Source organism: Pseudomonas sp. LBUM1669, assembly GCF_059695705.1.
Genome location: NZ_CP166784.1, coordinates 5,782,533 through 5,802,810, shown reverse-complemented (window position 1 = coordinate 5,802,810; position 20,278 = coordinate 5,782,533). Strand labels below are relative to the sequence as shown.

At 55.2% G+C, this 20,278-nt stretch carries 16 protein-coding genes and 1 tRNA gene; 8 read left to right on the top strand and 9 right to left on the bottom strand.

What is annotated here, in order from left to right; translation table 11 throughout:
* Positions 1–186: 186 nt before the first annotated feature.
* Positions 187–495: a DUF3077 domain-containing protein gene (locus tag ACA051_RS27035; RefSeq protein ID WP_497305926.1), complete on the bottom strand. Its 309-nt coding sequence runs from the start codon at positions 493–495 to the stop codon at positions 187–189.
* 1,163 nt (positions 496–1,658) lie between these two features.
* Between ACA051_RS27035 and ACA051_RS27030 the strand changes: the two genes are divergently transcribed.
* The 5 genes from ACA051_RS27030 to ACA051_RS27010 all read left to right on the top strand — a co-directional run bounded on the left by ACA051_RS27030 (position 1,659) and on the right by ACA051_RS27010 (position 7,158).
* Entirely contained in the window at positions 1,659–2,552 is an 894-nt protein-coding gene (locus ACA051_RS27030) for a hypothetical protein (RefSeq protein ID WP_497372565.1), read from the top strand.
* A 759-nt stretch (positions 2,553–3,311) separates the two neighbouring features.
* On the top strand, positions 3,312–4,184 hold the full coding sequence (locus ACA051_RS27025) for a PAAR domain-containing protein (RefSeq protein ID WP_497372563.1): 873 nt from the start codon (positions 3,312–3,314) through the stop codon (positions 4,182–4,184).
* 158 nt (positions 4,185–4,342) lie between these two features.
* Entirely contained in the window at positions 4,343–5,164 is an 822-nt protein-coding gene (locus tag ACA051_RS27020) for a hypothetical protein (protein WP_497372561.1), read from the top strand.
* A gap of 11 nt (positions 5,165–5,175) precedes the next feature.
* Positions 5,176–5,832, top strand: coding sequence for a DUF2931 family protein (locus ACA051_RS27015; RefSeq protein ID WP_497372559.1), 657 nt, complete (start codon positions 5,176–5,178; stop codon positions 5,830–5,832).
* Between the two features lie 100 nt (positions 5,833–5,932).
* Positions 5,933–7,158 (top strand): IS3 family transposase gene (locus tag ACA051_RS27010; RefSeq protein ID WP_497303223.1). Its coding sequence is split into 2 segments (ribosomal slippage): positions 5,933–6,284 and positions 6,284–7,158, totalling 1,227 coding nucleotides; the frame shifts between segments, so codons are not numbered across the junction.
* A 33-nt stretch (positions 7,159–7,191) separates the two neighbouring features.
* Here ACA051_RS27010 and ACA051_RS27005 read toward each other — a convergent pair.
* From ACA051_RS27005 to ACA051_RS26995, 3 genes are all read right to left on the bottom strand, one after another.
* Complete coding sequence (locus tag ACA051_RS27005; protein ID WP_497372557.1) at positions 7,192–7,917, bottom strand: hypothetical protein; 726 nt, start codon at positions 7,915–7,917, stop codon at positions 7,192–7,194.
* Positions 7,918–7,936: 19 nt separating this feature from the next.
* Positions 7,937–8,671 carry an SGNH/GDSL hydrolase family protein gene (locus ACA051_RS27000; protein ID WP_497372555.1) on the bottom strand — a complete coding sequence of 245 codons (735 nt, stop codon included), beginning with the start codon at positions 8,669–8,671 and terminating at the stop codon, positions 7,937–7,939.
* Positions 8,672–8,818: 147 nt separating this feature from the next.
* Positions 8,819–9,028 (bottom strand): hypothetical protein, encoded by a 210-nt coding sequence (locus ACA051_RS26995; protein WP_497372553.1) that lies wholly within the window; start codon positions 9,026–9,028, stop codon positions 8,819–8,821.
* Positions 9,029–9,118: 90 nt separating this feature from the next.
* On the opposite strand from ACA051_RS26995, the gene ACA051_RS26990 reads away from it, so the two are divergent.
* The 3 genes from ACA051_RS26990 (at position 9,119) to ACA051_RS26980 (ending at position 11,471) form a co-directional block, all read left to right on the top strand.
* The gene (locus tag ACA051_RS26990) at positions 9,119–9,367 is read left to right on the top strand and encodes a helix-turn-helix domain-containing protein (protein WP_095944850.1); all 249 of its coding nucleotides are present in this window, start codon (positions 9,119–9,121) and stop codon (positions 9,365–9,367) included.
* Between the two features lie 76 nt (positions 9,368–9,443).
* Positions 9,444–10,484 (top strand): phage integrase, encoded by a 1,041-nt coding sequence (locus ACA051_RS26985; protein WP_497372550.1) that lies wholly within the window; start codon positions 9,444–9,446, stop codon positions 10,482–10,484.
* Between the two features lie 12 nt (positions 10,485–10,496).
* Complete coding sequence (locus ACA051_RS26980; protein WP_497372548.1) at positions 10,497–11,471, top strand: hypothetical protein; 975 nt, start codon at positions 10,497–10,499, stop codon at positions 11,469–11,471.
* Positions 11,472–11,583: 112 nt separating this feature from the next.
* On the opposite strand, the gene ACA051_RS26975 is transcribed toward ACA051_RS26980, so the two are convergent.
* The 5 genes from ACA051_RS26975 to rpsU form a co-directional block, all read right to left on the bottom strand.
* Positions 11,584–11,660, bottom strand: a tRNA-Ile gene (locus ACA051_RS26975).
* 15 nt (positions 11,661–11,675) lie between these two features.
* Positions 11,676–15,422 carry a bifunctional diguanylate cyclase/phosphodiesterase gene (locus ACA051_RS26970; RefSeq protein ID WP_497372546.1) on the bottom strand — a complete coding sequence of 1,249 codons (3,747 nt, stop codon included), beginning with the start codon at positions 15,420–15,422 and terminating at the stop codon, positions 11,676–11,678.
* 122 nt (positions 15,423–15,544) lie between these two features.
* Positions 15,545–17,395, bottom strand: coding sequence for an RNA polymerase sigma factor RpoD (gene rpoD, locus ACA051_RS26965; protein ID WP_077747306.1), 1,851 nt, complete (start codon positions 17,393–17,395; stop codon positions 15,545–15,547).
* A gap of 67 nt (positions 17,396–17,462) precedes the next feature.
* Positions 17,463–19,442 (bottom strand): DNA primase, encoded by a 1,980-nt coding sequence (gene dnaG / locus ACA051_RS26960; RefSeq protein ID WP_497305923.1) that lies wholly within the window; start codon positions 19,440–19,442, stop codon positions 17,463–17,465.
* A gap of 482 nt (positions 19,443–19,924) precedes the next feature.
* Entirely contained in the window at positions 19,925–20,140 is a 216-nt protein-coding gene (gene rpsU, locus ACA051_RS26955) for a 30S ribosomal protein S21 (RefSeq protein ID WP_002551877.1), read from the bottom strand.
* Positions 20,141–20,278: the final 138 nt, after the last annotated feature.

The window sequence follows — 20,278 nt, the reverse complement described above, 5'->3', positions numbered from 1 at the left end:
CATTTTCAGGGTATTGCGAAGGCAAGGCTTCGTACGCTAAATCGAGAGTATTGGAGATGCTTATCTAAAGCCCCGATGCGAAAGCACCGGGGCTTTATGCTGCCTATCAAACGGATTTGCCAGTGTTACGCATTTCTAAAGTGGAACGCGCGGCTTGCTTTGGGGTATCCCGCATCTTACTTGGCGCTATTCCTCGGACTCCGTCGCCGTCCGAGCAGGCCGAGGTGTCAGCACCTTCACCACATCATCAATCACCGCCTTACCCATCGCCGTCAGATAGTGCGCGGCCCAGGCATGGCGGTCTGTGTCTCTTGCGTAGGCTGCGTCCTCGGCAAATGATTTGGCGAGGAACAGCAGATCGGAGGCTTGTGACAACGCATCAACGATGGGGACGCCGGCACGGACGTTAAACAACGCCTGATCCGAGCAGTAGATGAGTGGGGTGAAACCGATGGTTTTCAGGTCTGAAATTGCGGATGGATTTGTATTGTTCAAGATATAACTCCTGGGTTCGATGAGCTGCCACTTTCGTTACCACACGAAAGGGAGGCAGCTGTACGCAGGGTGGTAAACCGGGAACCTAGGAAACCGGCACGCCCGAAGGCGTCCCACGCACAGCCGCCATATCGAGATCACAGGCATAAAAAACTGCCTCTCTTCGTGATGAGTGCACTGTTGCGCTGGTTTCACCGGGTTACCACACCCGATCGCTACATTTGCAGCGACGTCCGGAGAGTATCCCGTCGAAGAGAACGCCAACAAGGCGGCAAAGTGCCCAAACGCACTCATTACGCAATTCTCGGAGTTTGCCTACAAGGTCGGCGGGCGTCATCTGATATTGCGACAATCTCAGCAAATAAAGCCTGAGCATCAGGTACGAAAAAAACGGTGCATCGCACGGCTTTCTCACTTGGCCTGCCTCATCCTGAAACCAGATGTAGATCTAGTTCAGAGTGAGAGATGTGCATCATTTTCGGGAGCAAGCTCTAACAAACGCTAGTGCCAGAAACGAAAAAAGACGCCATAGGCGTCTTCTTCGATTTGGTAAAGCAGATCCGGACACCACTTGCGAACCGCCTTGCGCGGTTACGGCTTTCGCCGCTGGGAAGCGCTCAATCTCATCCGGTCAGTCGCTTCGACAACACTATTCACGTCAATCATCAAATCTAAAGAAAGCCGCGCATCAGCGCGGCTTTCTTGTTTGGTGGGCCCACACGGATTTGAACCGTGGACCAAAGGATTATGAGCCCGATTTAAGCCACTCTTATATAAGGTGTTTTTATATTTTTGCCAATGATTTAGGGCGCTTTGTATGTATATGCCGACTATGCATACGGATGGTGTGGACGGATTGTGGACGGGCGGTGCTGTGGAAACTGTCCTTTGTTGCCCATCCCAGGCAGCCATGATCGCTCTCAAAATCAATGCGACAAAATGAAATTAAGAATCCGCCATACAAAACCCTGTAGCCCTTCAATAATAAGGGCAACACCTTATATCAGGTGTTGCACTTGTTCCTTGAGACCGCCGTTCTTGAGTGCTGGAAACTTCCTCTAACATTTTTCAAGTAGCCTTCATCCCGATTTCGGTTATTAAGTTTGAGTCATCGCATCTAGGCGATATTGAACCTATCACCGATTACAAGGAATTGACTACAAATGCCGAAAGACTTTGGATCAACTGCAGGCAAAGGCCCCATGCCCAGCGTTCCATCTCCTGCAAGACCCAATACGCCGCCGACAAACCAGGTGCGCAAGAGTGGAAAAGTTTTCCCCTGGGTTAAAAGCGGCCAGGCGTATTCACCCAGCACATTGCTGCCTTCCGCTCGAATCGCCCCCCCCACTGCCCCCAAACCTAAGCCGTTTTCAGTCCCCAAGACATGCTCCGCCTGTGGAAGGTATCACCAAGGCGACTGCGCACGTCCCTCGGACAATGAAACATCCTCCTCGCAAAAGCTGCCTGCGCAACAACCGTCGCTCACCGAGGTTGTGACAACTTCCTCGGCTCCGTTAGGAACGAAGTTCACACTTTATCGAGCCGACAACCGGACGTACGAAAAGCTACAACAATCCTCACCAGAGGGTTTTACCGCTTGGGTTCCATTGAATACAGAACAGGCCAGAACATTTGCAAGTGTTTTCGTAGGCAGCAAGGAAACCTCTGGCCTGCCTAGGCATGTTGTTGAGAACATCGAGAAATGGGGTTTAAAACCAAAGCTTAACGACTTGTCCACGTACATAAAATACACAAAAGATAAATCTACGGTTTGGGTATCCACCGCCATCAATACCGAAGCCGGGGGACAGAGCACTGGCGCTCCGCTCTATGAAATAAGCATGAATTTGTATGAATATAAAATCGGTCGAAATGGTCTCGAACCGCTGCTTGGAGGAAGGAGCAAAAATATGGAGTTCTCTCTCTTGCTGGACAGTTCAAGCATTGAAACTTCGCAAGTGATTGCGCTCAATCATGGCCCCAAAGACGATGCTGAAATCTCGTTCCTCACCAAAATTCCGATGAGCAATATTAAGCCTTATACAGGGAAGAGATAACAGGTATTGAGGATTGGATGGATGCCACGAGATACGCCATTTGGGCGCTGCTCCTAGCGCCTAACTCATCGTTTGATGGTGGATCAGACCATGGCAGCCATTCTCCCGAAGGGTAAACACCAATAGTGCTCCCGCTTTTTGTTCCGTCGAGATCTGCGCCAAATGGCACACTGAAGTATCGGCAGCTATTGAGCTGAAGCTTGGCGACCTGACCGATAGGGTAAGCCAGATGCTCTGAGCATTTGCGAGTCAGCAGCAACTGCGAACCATGGTAGGACCTCGCAGCACTCCCCATCCGGCTTCATCAATCGCACACCGAAAAGTTGGCATGCAGATTTGGAAAACACACCACCTCCAGCGTTTTCCTATTTTCCACCGCTCTAGTCCGGGCCTCTTCTCTTTTCGCTGCCTGCACACTTCCAAGTGCAACGCCTGCAAGATCGTTTCGAAAAACTGAAAAATGTTTCTCATTGAGAAAAACGCTCTAGCCCACCAAGGCCCGCTGCCGGCTTGGGCTGGAGGGTTGTTTTCATCGCTCGATTCTTTTCGCAAAATTTGAACGCAAAGCCCGTCGGCGGGAGGGGGATAAGTGCCTTTTTCGATGGTTTTTTTGTGCTCCCCGGGATTTTCGCGGGCTTATGCGTTCCAACATCTGGACACAAGCTGGCACGTTGCTGAGAACTAGGGGAAAACCCGATTGCTTTCTACAAGAAGCGTCAGCAAGGTGTTGTCTCTAAAATCCTGATATGGAAGTCAGCAATGTCCGGTAAACCTGCTGCACGCAAGTCCGATACTGTGAGCTGTCCCCGCTGTGGTGGAACAGCCATTGAATCCGGGTCACCCAATGTATTTTTTGATGGTCTACCCGCTGCCCGGGTAACCGACTGCACTACCTGCGGCAGTATCTTGACCATGGCCGCAATGTCTTCGGTCCAGATCAATGGCCAGGCCGCGCTGGTAACCGGTTCGCAAGGGAGTCATGGCGACACCATTACCGGCGGGTCATCGACCATCATCATCGGCAACAGCTTCACGCCAGCGCCAGTTTCCCCGGTCAGCCCGATGCCTGCCCATTTGGTTGCGCCTGCTAGTTACCAGGTACCAATTACTGTACCTGCGCCGTCGCCAATCCCTGCCACCGTTGTTGACGACTCGGTTTTAGAGGAAGAGGAAGAAGAAGAGGAATTGGACGAAGAACAGCCAGTGGGTATCACCTTACGCATCGGCGTGTTCTTCGATGGCACGCTAAACAATGCGAATAACAGCGTGATGGGGCAGCTGTGTGGCGCAACCCACGCCATCAAGCCTGAGGATCTGGACGCCAGTTGCAAACCGTATATGGCTGATCCGGAAAGCAGCTATGCAAATGATGAATCGAACATTAAAAAACTGAGCGATTTGTATTTTTCCTCTCGCGAAGTTTTGGATGAGGGGAAATTGCATCTGAAATTTGAAACGGTCTATGTGGATGGGATAGGCACATCGTCCGGTCAACCCGATAGTATGCTTGGGGCCTCGATGGGGCGCGGCGAAATGGGCGTCACTGGGAAAGTAGATGAGGCTTTTAAAAAATCGGGCGAGCTATCTATGACTTTTCTCAAACCTACCCCAATTCAAAGATCATTCACTTAACGTTCGATACATTTGGCTTCAGCCGAGGTGCAGCGGCTGCACGACATTTCTCCAATGAAGTCGCGCTGGGGCAAAGTGGTCCACTGGGCAACATCTCCAAGATATTTCGTGGGGCTTTCCACCAAACCTATAACGTCGAATACCAGCACGATGTCCAAATGGGTTTTATCGGCTTGTTTGATACCGTGCCGTCAGTAGGCGGCTTGGCCAACCTGGGCTACATACGTAGCCAAACACAACCAGGCCTCAAGCTGTACCTGCCTCGGAGCTTGTTTCCGAATGTCGTCCAATTGGCTGCACGGGATGAAATCCGCGCTAACTTCGCCTTAAACCGAGTAAAACCCGATCACCTGGAGATCACATTGCCCGGTGTTCACTCGGACCTTGGCGGGGGCTACTTTCCTGAATCCGAAGAGAACCTGCTGATCAGCCCAATGCAGGCGCTGGATGTTCCCATCACGACAGACGTGAAATACACCTCAATCTACCGCGACGCGCAACAGGGGAAGGCGCAGTGGGAAGCCAAAGGCTGGCCATCCGAAATGCTGGAGGTCGTGACTCCCTATGTTCGGGGCTTACCTCCATCTCAACAGGATCGTTTGAACCCTTACAAACGTGTCTATGCGGCGTTGCAGCTCAAGAAACCCGTGCGAGGCGAGCTGTCGCGGGTTTACCTACGGGTCATGTACGAGTTGGCGAAACAACGAGGCGTCCGTTTTGCCCCCATCAACGAACAATCATCTCGTTACATCATTCCAGAAGAACTTAAAGCGCTTTGCGACCGTTTTGTGGCGGGCGACTACAGTACAACGCCCGCCGAAGAGCAACTGCTCAAGTTGAAGTACATTCACACTTCGGCCAGCTGGAACCCACCGACAATCCTGCAAGGTTCGACACCTCGAACCAGCGCAGGGTTACTCTACTTTAATGCCCCCACAGCAGACGGGATCCGCGTACAACATCCCCACGTACCCGACTAGGAGTCACGAATATGCGAACACTATGGATTTTGTTGGGGATTCTACTGGTGAACGGTTGCCAAGCCTCAGGTCAGTCCAGGGGGCGTTCAGACCACGATGCCGGGCCGTGGGCGTTGGGTTTTGTCACGCCTTATGCCATGGACGCTTGGGTTGAGGAGGCTGCGACAATTGACACCCTTGGGACTCTTTACCGCCGAATCGGCAGTGGCGTGGCGTCCGGCGGGCGGAAAAACGGCCTGCCAGGGGCCAACGGTTGGCTGGTGACCGGTGGCGGCACCGAGAGGGATGTAAGGGACGCCAAGCTTCCGGTTCGCATCTATGTTCGCTGGCAATCACTGGCCGAGCCGCAAACGTATCAGGGGTGGTTTGAAATTCCGGAAGATGCGAGGCAGGTCATGCGTAATGCGTTGACCAAGGAATGCAAAAGCGTTCCTGAAGCGGCTTTCTTAGACCCGTTAGCGTCTGTACAAATAGGAATTGCCCCGGGCGGTGTGGTGCAGGTGTGGGCATTGGATGAGTGCCGACGAGCAATCAAGGTTGCACACTACCAGGCCGAGATTGAACCTAAAGGACCTGACCTTGGGCTCTCCCATGGAAGTTATTTTCCTCTAGAAGAAGCCTCCAAACGTTATATCGAAAAGTACGGAATTCCTTACGGAAGCTGGTGAATAACCGGTTGTTCAGCCCGCTCAATGGCGGGCTTTTTTCTGTCCGCTGTCTCGTCCTGAATAAGGTTTACACCTTCTGGCTTTTTATCAGGAAGGTGCAATGGATACGGGCGCAAAACGTAGTCAGCGCGATTACACGCTGACTTTTAAATTGTCGGTTGTCGACCAAGTAGAAAAAGGCGAGTTGAGTTATAAAGAGGCTCAGCGGCGTTATGGGATTCAAGGTCGGTCGACGGTGTTGGTCTGGTTACGCAAGCATGGTCGACAAGATTGGAGCCAAGGCGCCTCCATTCGTACGCAGAGGACTCGACCGATGGACGAGCCAACTTTGCCTTTGACCCCCGAGCAGAGAATCAAAGAGCTTGAGGAGCAACTGGCACTAGCAAATCAGAAAGCCAAATTCTTTGAAGATGTGGTTGATGTCCTGAAGAATGACTACGGCGTATCCATTGTAAAAAAGCGGCCCGGCAAGTCGTTGCGCAAACCCAAACCCTGAGTGTCAGCAGGGCTTGCCAGTTTATGGGGATCAGTCGCCAAGCCTTTTACAAGCGTGATCGCGTCTATCGGGCGCGAGTCGATCAAGATCAGAAACTCATCAAGTTTGTGCAGGCAATCCGAGTGCGCCAACCCTGCATTGGCGCACGCAAGCTCCAGTCATTGATGCACGCGGAGCATGAGAAACCTGAGTTGCATGTTGGCCGGGATCGCTTGTTTGAAGTGCTGCGCGAGCACCGGCAGTTGGTTCGCAGGAAACGGGCGTATCACAAGACGACCGACAGCCATCATCACTTTCGCTGCCATCCCAATCTGCTAAAGCCAGGCCCGCAGCAAGTCGTTGCAACCGGTCCGGAACAGGTCTGGGTGGCCGATATTACTTACCTGTCCACCCAGCGTGACGATCCGGTCTACCTGAGCCTGGTCACAGATGCCTTCTCAAGAAAAATTGTCGGTTATCACGTGCATGGCAGCCTGCATGCCGACTCGGTGGCCCAAGCCTTACGCATGGCGTTAAAGACACGTCGAACACGTCAGAAACTGGTCCATCACTCGGATCGAGGAGTCCAGTACTGCTCGGCGCTGTATCAAAAGCTCCACGCCAAGCATGGCATCACGTGTTCGATGACGGATGGCTACGACTGCTACCAAAACGCCTTGGCAGAGCGGGTCAACGGCATCTTGAAAACAGAACTATTACTCCACCGGCCGACAGACTTGGCGCAAGCGGAGCAAATGGTGCGAGAAGCGATCCTGATCTACAACCAGGAACGCCCGCACCTGTCCTTAAAATACAAAACGCCCGATGCGGTGCATCGGGCGTTGGGGTGAAACAGGTGTAAACCTATTTCAGGACTAGACACGCTACATCAGGCCGTAGGCTCGATGCAGCTCAACTGAAGCGGCTTCAATATCGGAGTTATTCAGCGCTCGGTCGTACGCTCGGAGAAAGGCGTAGCCACCTACCAACCCTGCTGTGGCCAGTGCCGATCCTTGCCCCCCCAGAATATTCCGCCCGCTGAGAGACACACCGGTCGCGCCTTCGACGATGGGGCTGGTCCCAACTTTGATTTTTGAGGTTGCCCCGTCGAACACAGCGAGGATGACCGTCCATTCGGTCGATTTATCACCGCTTTCCAGTCGACTGGCCGCCGAGATACTTTCGTAGAAGCCATTCGCACCTGGTGCGAGGATCTGGGCGCCCGAAGCCAACAGCCGCGCCTGATTCGCCGCAAAGACAGAAGCCTTCACGACCATCGCGTAGGTCATCGATTGCGCAACAGCGACCGTACCCGGTCCGTTGCCGATTTGCTGTGTCCCGTCAAATAAAACGGCTGGGTTGCCACTTGGGCCACCGGTCAGCGAGAACTTCGGTTTCCCCCAGCCCGTGTACTGAAAGTTGAAGGTGCGGTTGACGATCGGCGCCGGTCCGTTTGCCAACCAGGTGTCTACGCCGGCACCGTCGGCCAGTGCGGCCAGGCTGGCGGCATCAAGCTCGTAGATGATATTGGACTGCACATCAGGGATGGTCGGCGTATCGGGCAGCGGGTTGGACAACACACCAGGTGCGCTAATCACGAGGGAAAACATTTGATGCTCCTTACTGCGTTCAGCGCAGCGCGGTGTAGAAAAACTCGGAAATCACTGGGGCACCCTTCGCCGGATCCGGATGGATTTTGTCATCACTGATCAGCGGGGTTTGGCCGGTGCTGGCGTACTTCGCCGGGTCACCCATGGCGGCGTATTGCATGTCCATAAAGGCAATGCCCTGCGTCCAGCACCAGGCGGCGGCGAGCTTGGTGTAAGCACTCATGGGGTACTGACTCGATCGTGTGGTGTCCCACCGCATGGCGACGATGAAGGACGCCCCGGGATGGACTTCCAGATGAGTCGCGACCACGCCCTGCAGGTTGGCGAGAAAGGTCGCCGGCGTAACCGACGCGCCCTGGTCATTGCCACCCAGCATCACCAGCACTGCGTCAGCAGGAATGAAGCCCGTGGCCGTCTTCTGCTGCGTTAACCAGGTCGCGTCGTTCTTGTACCAGTCACCCGACGCCGAACCGCTGGCCGCGCACTTGGAAACGACCACACCCGACGCATTGTTTTCGGTGTAGATGCCAAACAGCGTCGGTGTGCCGGTGACGACTTCCATTCGGAACTTCCAGTTACTACCGGCAGGCAGGACCGGGAAAGGCAATTGCTGGGGACCGACTCCGGCCAGTGACAGCGTGTTCCACTCCAAGGCATCCCCCCAGCGATAGCGCAGGGTTGAGTTCGTGCCATCGCCCAGGAACAGCAGCTTCGCGAGCGTCGCCGCTGTCGAGATACGGCTGCTTGCGGGCAATGTACAGCGTGCGTTCGCTACAGCCTGGGCAGACTCCCTTTTGGAAGTAGGTGCTGCCGATGTCCTTGAAATCCAGCTCGTGGTCATGCTCTAAAGCGGCGACCACTTCCAGGCGGTAGATGTCTTCGAATTGCATTTAACTGGCCCTCAGCGTTGCGAAACGCGTGCCGCTTGCTCGGCTGCTTCTATGGCTAGTGCCACCATGTTGACCAGAAGCAGTTCCTTCGAGCCTTCAGTCTTTGCCCGTACCAAAATTCGACCCCGTTCGATGTCATTCCGGATGGCTCGCTCGGATTGGCCGGAACGACGTGCCAGTTCGCGAACAGTTGTGTAAGGCGTGTCTATGGTGATCTGCATTTGCTAAGCTCCGTGTGTATATATGCCGAATAAAGTGGCATATGCACATATTGTGATGTGCGTACGCACATGTCAAGAGGAGGGTGCTCGATGGAATTAGGTCAAAAACTCAAGGAAGTGCGGCTGACTGAGCGTCTGACTCAGGCGGAAATCTGTGAGATCGCGGGGATCAAGCTCGAGACATGGAAGGGATACGAGTACGGACGGCGGGCGTCTGTGAGTTCTGTAGAGCTTCTGAAAATAACCAAACACCCTCGTTTTAAGCGCTATGCGCTGTGGTTGGTAACCGATGAAGTTGCGCCCGAAGTTGGTCAAATAAGTCCGGTTATCGCCATATGACGCTCGCTGACAAACAACGATCGAGTGACTGTTCAGATGATCACGGAGGCAGGGCCGAGCTGACCTGTGCAAGCCTGTGGCGATAAGGAAGCTAGGTGATGGGCGCTACGAAGTGGACTGTCGCCCTGATGGGCGATACGGCGTTCGTACGCGCAAGATATTTCCAACCAAAAATGAAGCTCAGAAATACCACAACCGTGTGATGGGGGAAGGTGCTACAGGCGCATTCGAGAAGGCGCCGAAGCACGATACGCGCAAGCTATTGGATCTTGCTGAGCGTTGGTATGTGGTGCATGGGCAAACGCTTAAAACCGGTGAGCAGCGTTTGGCATTGCTACGGAACATGATCGAGCGGATGGGCAATCCGAAGATTTCTACATTCAGTGCCGCTCACTTTGCCCAGTACCGCGCTGAGCGCGCAGAAGGGAAGCACTCGCGAAAAACACCAGGTAGAGGATTCACCGAGGAGGGTAAGGATACCAAACCAATCAGCGCCAATATGTTGAATCACGAGCTGGCTTATTTACGAGCTGTCTTCAACGAGTTGGGGCGTTTGGGGGAATGGGAGGGGGATAACCCATTAGCCAAGGTTCGGAAACTCAAGTTCGATGAAGCCGAAATGGTGTATTTGTTGGCCGAACAGATCAAAGAGTTGTTAGGTGATCTGTCCAGCCGTGAGTCTGATGCTGGTCTTATTGCACAGGTGTGTTTGGCAACTGGTGCCAGGTGGGGAGAGGCTGAGGGATTGCAGGCGCGCCAGGTACGCCATGGCTTGATTCACTACAGCAAGACTAAGTCGAGCAAGAATCGCTCTGTGCCAATTGCTGACGACCTTGAAAAACGACTTGAGGGGCGACTTCCATTTACGCCCGCTTACAACACATTTCGACGTTCGGTTGAAGCGATCGGGCTGGAGCTGCCCGAAGGGCAAATGACTCATGTCCTAAGACACACGTTCGCCAGTCATTACATGATGAATGGTGGGGATATCCTTACGCTCCAACGAGTATTGGGGCATGCAACATTGGCTATGACGCAGAAGTATGCGCACTTCAGTCCCGGGCATATGGTGAAAGTTTCAAGTCTGAACCCATTAGCGAAATTAGAGTTTAAATAACGAGGAGGCATTATGGCGGCGCAAGGAAGGTTGGCGGAAGCGTTGGAGCTCAGTGAGCGTCTATTAGATGAGCTTGAGATGAACTTGTCGCCGCTTACTCTGATTGCAATGAAAGCTAGTAGGCTCGCAAGGATCGTCGGGCAATTCGATGTACAGCAAATTTTACAATACGAAATTAGTGGTTATCCTAGAAATGAGGCAGGGGTTGAGGCTGAAGCTTGGAGGCTTGCAAGACTAGCGGGACGAACCTATAAAAAGGAAGTCGATGGTGTTGTAAGGGAGTTTGGTAAGCTTGAAATAATTGAAGAACTTGAAATCATAGTCCAAACAGCAAAATGTAGACCGTACAGTCCAAATCCTAATATGCAAGCGCAAAACGCTCAAGCGATTAAGCTCGCTATTGAGGCGCTGGCTAAGCGCAGGAATTATGTCTATAACTTTGTTTCTGGTGTGTACGTTGAGTTGAAGTTTTCTGCTGTCGCAAGTGATGTATTTGAGCGCACCCGAATAAAAGTGGATAGCAAGGTTGGTGATGTTATTCCAGGCGCTGTCAAAATGTTTACGGCGGTGTACGAAAATTTGTTGTCGGGAAATGATGAAGACTGGTCGAATGCTGTGCATAGTTGCCGAAGAATTTTAGAGAGCGCTGCTGATGTTTTATATCCCGCAAGAGCGGATAAAGTGATTGGTGAAGGGAAGCAGCAAAAAATTATTAAGCTTGGTGCTGGTAATTATGTAAACAGATTAATGGCCTATGTCCAGGAACATGCTACTTCGGAGCGCTTTACTGAGATAGTTGGTTCTCATCTAGGATATCTCGGTGAACGTTTGGACTCCATTTTTGAGGCGGCAAACAAAGGGACTCACAAGGTCATTTCTTCCAGGGAGGAGGCGGATCGGTATGTGATTTATACGTATCTGTTCATCGGTGACATTCTTCAACTCAAGTCCGAAGTCGACCAAGTGCAGGCCGCCACAGGAGCTTAAATTTTTAGTCTGTGGACGGTTTGTGGACGGAGCAGAAGAAATGAAAGGCTCATGCTCTAGGTGTGAATGTGCTTTGGATAAGCAAAAGCCCCGCAGTGCGGGGCTTTCAAGGTGGTGGGCCCACACGGATTTGAACCGTGGACCAAAGGATTATGAGTCCTCTGCTCTAACCAACTGAGCTATAGGCCCTCAGTAGGTCGCGGATTATAGCGATGGTTTCTCGGCTGTGCTATCCGAAAAATCCGATACGGCTATACGAAGAAACGCCTCGGCGAATTCGTCGGGGGGCAGAGGCAGGCTGACGATGTAGCCCTGGATCTGTTCGCAGCCTTCTTCGGCGAGGAATTGTTGCTGTGCCAGGGTCTCGACGCCCTCCGCAATGACGGTGAATTGCATGCTGCGACCCAGGGCGATAATGGCGCGAACAATGGCCGCATCGTGGGGATCGTCAGGCAGGCCGCGGACGAAGGACTGGTCGATCTTGAGGATGTCCAGCGGCAGACGCTTGAGGTAGCTCAGAGACGAGTAGCCGGTTCCGAAGTCGTCGATGGCCAATTGCACACCCAGGTGTTTGAGTTGGTGCAGCACCGCCAGCGCTTCTTCAGCCTGGCTCATGATGAAGTTTTCGGTAATTTCCAGTTGCAGAAAACCGGGCGCCAGGCCGTTATCCTTGAGCAGTTGTTCGATCCGCCCGAGCAGGTTCGGCTGGCGCAGTTGAGCGCCGGCGAGGTTGACCGAGAGTGGACCGAGGCACTCATAGACCTGATTCCACTCGTACATCTGCCGGCAGGCGGTCTCCAGTACCCAGTCGCCGATCTGCAGGATCATGCCGTTTTCTTCTGCCAAGGGAATGAAGTGTTCCGGCGGCACCGCACCGAAAGTCGGGTGATGCCAGCGAATGAGCGCTTCGGCGCCGACCAGTCGATGGTCGGCGAGGCTGATTTTCGGTTGGTAGTAGAGAAACAGCTCATTGCGCTCGATGGCGCGGCGCAGTTCATGTTCCAGCGCCACGCGCTCGCTGGCCTGTGCCGTGAGGTCGCGGGTGTAGCTTTCCACCCGGTTGCGGCCCTTGGCCTTGGAGCGATACATCGCCGCATCGGCGTTCTTGACCAGCGTGGCGACGTCGCAGCCGTCCTTGGGGTACAGGCTGGTGCCGATGCTGGCGCTGATGAAAAACTCGTGCTCGCCAGCCTGAAAAGGTGCGGCGAAACAATTGAGCAGCTTGGTGGCAATGTTGTCGGCGTCGCTGGATTGTTGCAGGCCGGGCAGCAGGATGATGAATTCGTCGCCACCGAGGCGCGCAACGGTATCGATGTCGCGCAGCTGCTCTTTGAGGCGCACGGCAATGCCTTTGAGCAGTAGGTCGCCCACCGGATGGCCAAGGCTGTCGTTGATGTGTTTGAAGCGATCCAGGTCGAGGAACAGCACCGCGCCCTGGCCACCGTTTTCCTGTTGGGTATTGAGTGCGGTGAGCAGTCGGCTTTCGAACAGCGTGCGGTTTGGCAAGCCGGTCAGCGGATCGTGGTGCGCCTGATAGTCGAGTTTGGCCTGCGCGTGCTTGAGGCTGGAAATGTCGGCGAACACCGCCACGAAGTGGGTGATGAACTTCTCCCGGTTACGCACGGCGCTGATGGTCAGCCAGCTCGGGTAGAGCTCGCCGTTCTTGCGTCGGTTGGAAATCTCGCCTTGCCAGTGACCTTCGTCCGTCAGTTGATGCCACATCGCCGCATAGAACGCGCTGTCGTGGAGGCCCGAGGCGAGCAGGCGAGGGGTGTGGCCCAGTGCTTCGCTCTCGCTGTAGCCGGTGATCTCGGTGAACGCTCGGTTGACCGCGCTGATGTGCTGTTGGGTGTCGGTGATCAACACGCCCTCGGCGGTGCTCTCGAACACCGTGGCGGCCTGTTGCAGTTTCTCCTGCATCAGGTGCCGTTCGGTGATGTCTCGTGCGATGGTCAACATGCAGTCTTCGTCGCCGATGGGCAGTGGACGGCTTGAAACCTCGCAGAGTCGGATCTGACCGTCACTGCGGCGGATGTGGCAACTGAAGTCGCGAACGAAGCCATCCCGGTGCAGCAAGTCGAGCATCTGTTTACGTTCGTTGAGATTGACCCATATCCCCAACTCCAGGACGGAACGATCCACGGACATCGCGCTGTTGAAGCCTGTGATGCGGCTGAAACCCTCGTTGACCTCCAGCAGCAACCCGTCGCTCTGTCGGGATAGCAGCAAGCCGTCGGGTGAGGCGTGGAAGGCCTTGGCGAATTTTTCTTCGGAGGTTTGCAGTTGTTGCTGGGTTTCCTTGAGCTGACTGATATCGCGCACGACGACGACCAGGGCAGGGGTCGTATCGAGGTCGAACGGCTCGGCGGAAATCAGGCCGGTAAACACTTGGCCATTTTTGCGGCGAAAGGGCATCTCCAGATTGCGGATGCTGCCGGCCTGCAGGCGCTGCAGCAAACCCGGACCTACGCCGGGGATGCCCCAGATGTTCAGGTCGGTGGCGGTCTGGCCAATGACTTCTTCGGCCTTGAGACCAATCTGTTCTTCGAACGCTTTGTTGACTTCCAGCAGGCAGCCGTCGGACAGCCGCGCGATCACCAGGATGTCTGGGCATTGTTGAAATACAGAGGCGAATTTTTGCTCGGAGAGACTCAACGCTTCTTCCGTGCGCTTGGCGTCGCTGATGTCAATCATCAACCCGCGCATCACCGGCTCATGCCCATGCTCGATCAGGCTGACGATATCGCGCACCCACAGGCAGCGGCCGTCGGCGGTGATAACCCGGTAATCGACGCTGTGATCGCGTCCGGCCAGCACTTCGTGGTCGCAGAATGTCTGCGCCCGGGTCAGGTCCGCAGGGTGGATGATGTTGCGCCAGAAGCCCGGAATCAGCCAATGGGACAGGGGATAGCCAAGGAGTTCTTCGGCATGCGGTGACACGTAGCTGTAGGTGAAATCACTGATCCGCGCTTCCCAGGCAATCGCGGAAAGGCTCTCCACCAGCCCGCGATAATGGTATTCGCTGCTGCGCAGCTCTTGTTCCAGGTCGACCCGACGGGCAATTTCCGAACTGAGTCGGCGGTTAATCCGGATGACGACTGCCAGCATTATCATCATAAGCAGCAGCCCGGGTAGGCCGTAAACCAGCAAATCGGACCAGAAGGTTCGATGATCCAGGACATTACCGACCCAGTGTTCCTGAATGGCGTTGATTTCACTTGAAGTCATGTCCGCCAGGACTTTGTCCAGAATCCCGACCAATATCTTGTTGTTGGGGGGCACGGCCATCGCCAATTGATAGCGATAGGGCGTTTCGCCACTGACGTACAGGCCGTCGAGCTTGAGCTGACGCAGGCTCCAGACGCTGGAGGCGAGATCGCCCACGACCGCATCCACTTCATCGGTGGCCAGCGCCTGCAAGGCCGAGCTGACATTGGGCATCGCCACCAGATTCAGGTCAGGGTGGTGCGTGCGCAACAGTTCATGGGGAGCATAGTTTTCCACAACAGCGATCTTCAGCCCGTAGAGCTCTTCGAGCTTGCGCGGCTGGGGGCCTCCGACATGGGCGAGGATGACAATCGGAAAGTCCAGGTAGGGACGAGTGAATGACAAATACGACTGGCGCTCCGGGGTCGACATGATTCCCGGCAAGACGTCCAGCTTGCCTTGCTTGGCCTGCTGCAGGACTTCGGTCCAGCTGATCGGTTCGATGGGCGTCAGTTTGACGGCCAGCCGTTGACGAATCACGTTGATGTAGTCCGCCGCGAGGCCCTGATAGCGACCCTGATCGTCACGAAATTCAAACGGCGGCCAGGACGCGTCGACACCCAGGCGCAAGTCCGGGTGAGCCGTCAGCCAGCTACGTTCTTCGTCGGTCAAAGTCAGCGCGCCAGCCGTTGCGGTCCAGGTCATCAGCGACAGCAAAAAAAGCACGGTCGGCAGTCTGGGCATAACGGTCTCGTTATGGCTCGGGGGAATGTTTCGAGTGTAGACGGGCAATTCGGCGGGGGGGAAATGCGGGGGATTTAATCTGCATAAAGCAAAACCCCCGGCCTGGGCCGGGGGTTTTGTGATCACTCGTCGAGGAAGGAGCGCAGATGCTCGCTTCTCGTCGGGTGGCGCAGCTTGCGCAGCGCCTTGGCTTCGATCTGACGAATCCGTTCACGGGTCACGTCGAACTGCTTACCAACCTCCTCAAGGGTGTGGTCGGTATTCATGTCGATACCGAAGCGCATGCGCAGAACCTTGGCTTCACGGGCAGTGAGGCCGGACAGTACTTCGCGAGTCGCTTCTTTAAGGCTCTCAACAGTGGCGACATCGATTGGCGACTGCATCGTCGAGTCTTCGATGAAGTCACCCAGGTGGGAGTCTTCGTCATCACCGATCGGGGTTTCCATGGAGATCGGCTCTTTAGCGATCTTCAATACCTTGCGGATCTTGTCCTCAGGCATTTCCATGCGTTCGCCCAGCTCTTCCGGGGTCGGTTCGCGACCCATTTCCTGCAACATCTGCCGGGAAATACGGTTGAGCTTGTTGATCGTCTCGATCATGTGCACCGGAATACGGATGGTGCGGGCCTGGTCGGCGATCGAGCGAGTGATCGCCTGACGGATCCACCAGGTGGCATAAGTCGAGAATTTGTAGCCGCGGCGATATTCGAACTTGTCTACCGCTTTCATCAACCCGATGTTGCCTTCCTGGATCAGATCGAGGAATTGCAGACCACGGTTGGTGTACTTCTTGGCGATGGAGATCACCAGACGCAAGTTTGCTTCAACCATCTCTTTCTTCGCGCGGCGGGCCTTGGCCTCACCGATCGACATGCGACGGTTGATGTCCTTGATCTCTGCGATCGTCAAACCGGTTTCGGTTTGCAGCGCGGTCAGCTTTTGCTGGCAACGAATGATGTCCGGTTGCAGGCGACCAATGGCTTCAGCGTATTTGCTTTTGCCTTTGGCCAGTGCATCGGTCCAGCTTTCGTCAACTTCGTTGCCCGGGAACTGGCGCAGGAAGTCGGCACGCGGCATGCGGGCATCACGAACGCAAAGTTGCATGATCGCGCGCTCTTGCTGACGCAGACGATCCAGGGCACTGCGAACACGCTCGACCAGGCCTTCGAATTGCTTCGGCACCAGTTTGATCGGCATGAACAGCTCAGCCAGAAGCACCAGCTCGGCGATTGCCAGCTTGTTGCCACGACCGTGCTTTTTCAGCGCCTTGCGGGTGATTTCCATCTGATCGGAGACAGCGCCAAAACGCTGTGCAGCGATGACCGGATCCGGACCGCTTTCGGCTTCTTCTTCGTCGTCGGTGCTGGCTTCAGCTTCCTCGTCGTCGGTATCGTCGTCCGCTTTCACGGCTTTCGGATCGACAGGCGGCGGCACTTCGGCTGCAGGCGGCGCAATGCCGTCGTCCGGGTCGATATAACCGCTCAGGACGTCGGACAGGCGGCCACCTTCGGTGGTGACGCGAGTGTACTCGGAGAGAATATGGTCAACCGTGCCAGGGAAGTGCGCAATTGCGCCCATCACTTCACGGATGCCCTCTTCAATACGTTTGGCGATTTCGATTTCGCCTTCACGTGTGAGGAGCTCTACCGTACCCATTTCACGCATGTACATGCGCACTGGGTCGGTGGTGCGACCAATGTCGGTCTCGACCGCTGCCAACGCTGCTGCTGCCTCTTCGGCCGCGGCTTCGTCGGTATCGGCGTCGGCCAGCATAAGGGAATCCTTATCTGGCGCAACCTCGAATACGTTGATCCCCATGTCGTTAATCATGCGGATGATGTCTTCCACCTGCTCTGGATCTGAAATATCCTCAGGCAGGTGGTCGTTGACCTCCGCGTAAGTCAGGTAGCCCTGCTCACGACCAAGTGTGATCAACTCTTTGATACGAGACTGCTGTTGCGCTTTTCCGGACATAACACCCTATCCACTGAAGGTCTTGGCGGGCAAAAAACAAGCCGAGGATTATACCTGAGCTATGACCTCACGCGCCAGTTGAGGTCGGGTCTGATACAGCCATATTGCGTTTTAATAGGTCGCGCATCTGATTTGCGATCTGATTTGCTTCCTCCGCAGTCAATCCTGGCTGCCTTGCTTTCCTTATAAGTACTTCCAGGCTATCCGTGTGTTGACTTGCCGATAACCTAGTAATGGTGTCTAAAAACTGTTGTTCAAGGTTGTCACCGTCAATCAGCCATTCCTTTTCCGCCAAAGCCTTGAGCAGACGCCCCTGTTCAGTCCCGTGCCAGCGGGCCATCAACTGAATGGAGTTTAGCTTAGGATTTTTCTGCACCGCCCCGATGAGGGCTACCAGCAGTTGCGCGTAAGTGTTGCTCTCATTCGCGAAGTGATCGGCAGTTTCTACCTTGCCCGCCAGTTCCGGGTGATGAATGAGGGTGCGCAGCGCTATCAGTGTTGGAGCTTCGACGGCGATCGGTGTGCGCGGGGCACTATGTTGATCGCGATCACCGCCCCGCTTGCCGTTTTTGTCCCAGGGTTTCTTGTCCCACTTCTTGCCGCCTGCGCCGGGTTTCTTCGGTGTCCATTCTTGCTGCGGCACATACATCTCTTGTGCTTGCGGCTGATGGTAGTCGCTGTAATCTGGCATGGCGTCGTAATCGATGCCCGGGTCGTAAGCCGGTGGCGCATCCTGAGGTGCGCTTTGCACCAGTTGGCTCACGGCTTCGCCGCTGAGCCCGGTAATCTCGGTCAGGCGCTGACGCATCAGAATGCGCAAGTTCGCGCCCGGGACCTTGTCGATCAGCGGCGCGGCAAGGGTGGCCATGTGGGCCTTGCCTTCGAGCGAGCGCGGGTCCGATTCCTCGGTCAGTTGCTGAAAGAAATAATCCGCTAATGGCTGGGCGTGCTGGTTGATTCGCGCGCGGAAGGCGTCAGTGCCTTCGGAGCGGACTAGCGTGTCCGGGTCTTCGCCTTCGGGCAGGAACAGAAAGCGCGCGCGCCGCCCGTCTTGCAGGCACGGCAGGGCAGCTTCCAGTGCGCGCCACGCAGCGTTGCGGCCGGCCTGGTCGCCGTCGAAGCAAAAAAGCACGTTGGGCACGACGCGAAACAGCCGCTTCAAGTGCTCTTCGCTGGTGGCAGTGCCCAGGGTCGCGACGGCATTGCGCAAGCCTTGTTGGGCGAGGGCAATGACGTCCATGTAGCCTTCGACGACGATGATTTCGTCGAGGTTGCGGTTGTTCTTGCGTGCTTCATAAAGGCCATAGAGTTCCTGGCCTTTATGGAATACCGGGGTTTCCGGTGAGTTCAGGTATTTCGGCTTGTCGTCGCCCAATACCCGGCCGCCGAAAGCAATGATGCGCCCGCGGCTGTCACGGATCGGGAACATCACGCGATCGCGAAAGCGGTCATAGCGTTTGCCGGTTTCGGCATTCTCGATCAGCAGGCCGGCGTCGACCATGGCTTTTTGTTGCAGGGTGTCGCTGCTCAAATGCTTGAACAGATTGTCCCAGCCGGGCGGCGCGAAGCCGAGGCCAAAGTCCCGGGCGATTTCGCCGGTCAGCCCGCGACCTTTCAAGTAATCCACCGCGGCTTTGCGCGATGGATGGCTTTTCAGGGCTTGACGGTAAAACTCGGCGGCCGCAGTCAGTAGCGGGTACAGCGGCGAATCAGTCGGTTGCCGCGGTTTGTGCGGACGACCGCTTTCTTCGCGGGGGATTTCCATGCCGGCGGCTTTGGCCAGTTCTTCGACCGCCTGGACGAAATCCAGGTTGTCGTGGTCCATCATGAAACCGAGGGCGTTACCGCCCGCGCCGCAGCCGAAGCAGTAATAGAACTGTTTGTCGGGGCTGACGCTGAAGGACGGGGTTTTCTCTTTATGAAAAGGGCAGCAGGCGGTGTAATTCTTGCCGGCCTTTTTCATTTGCAGGCGCGAGCTGACCACATCGACGATGTCGGTGCGGTTCAGAAGGTCGTCAATGAAGCTCTGGGGAATTAGCCCGGCCATGGCGTTCTCGTCATCTGCGCTGAAAGGGACCCAAAACGATGAGCGGCCGAACGCGGGTCGTTGTTTGAGGCGCGCAAAATGTGCGGCTCGACCGGTGTCGTCTGCGTAATCGCTGTCGGGAAGTGTATCTGCCGAAAATCCACTGACGTTAGTGCCAATCAGTATTCGACTATATGAAAGTATTTCGCTGAAATCCGCTGCGGCCAGTCGAGGGCCTCGGATAGCTCATAAGCGGGCACGCAAGAAGGTGCCTTGGGCTGATCGTCGTGAGAGGAATCAGTGGGTGTGCTCGTCAGTAGCCTTGGAAGGCTCGTCAGAAAAGACGTGCACCGCTGGCAAAAGAGCCAGGTCTGACGCTGTGAAGCAGGTTTGTCTCGGTCGCGTCTGCGGCTTTGACGGTGAAGCATCAAGCGTTTTCCGCAAATGCCATTAGCCCGGCTGAGGGCCGGGCTTGGCAGAAGCTTGCTACGAACGTCTGTGTATTAGTACAGACGAACGGCGCGGCGCTGTTCGCGCTGAACTTTCTTCGCGTGACGCTTAACAGCGGCTGCTGCTTTGCGCTTACGCTCAGAAGTAGGCTTCTCGTAGAATTCGCGGCTACGAACTTCAGCCAGTACACCGGCTTTTTCGCAGGAGCGCTTGAAACGACGCAGAGCTACGTCGAAGGGTTCGTTCTCTTTTACTTTGACGGCTGGCATCCAGAGCTACCTTCATTCATTACCGGGGTCAACATCCTCGTGGCAAAAGAGCACTTGAAGACGTCGGTTTTTAAGGGTTGCGGATGTTAACGCCTCATCGCTCGGAATGCAAAGCCTCTGATCGAAAACCGCTGGCCG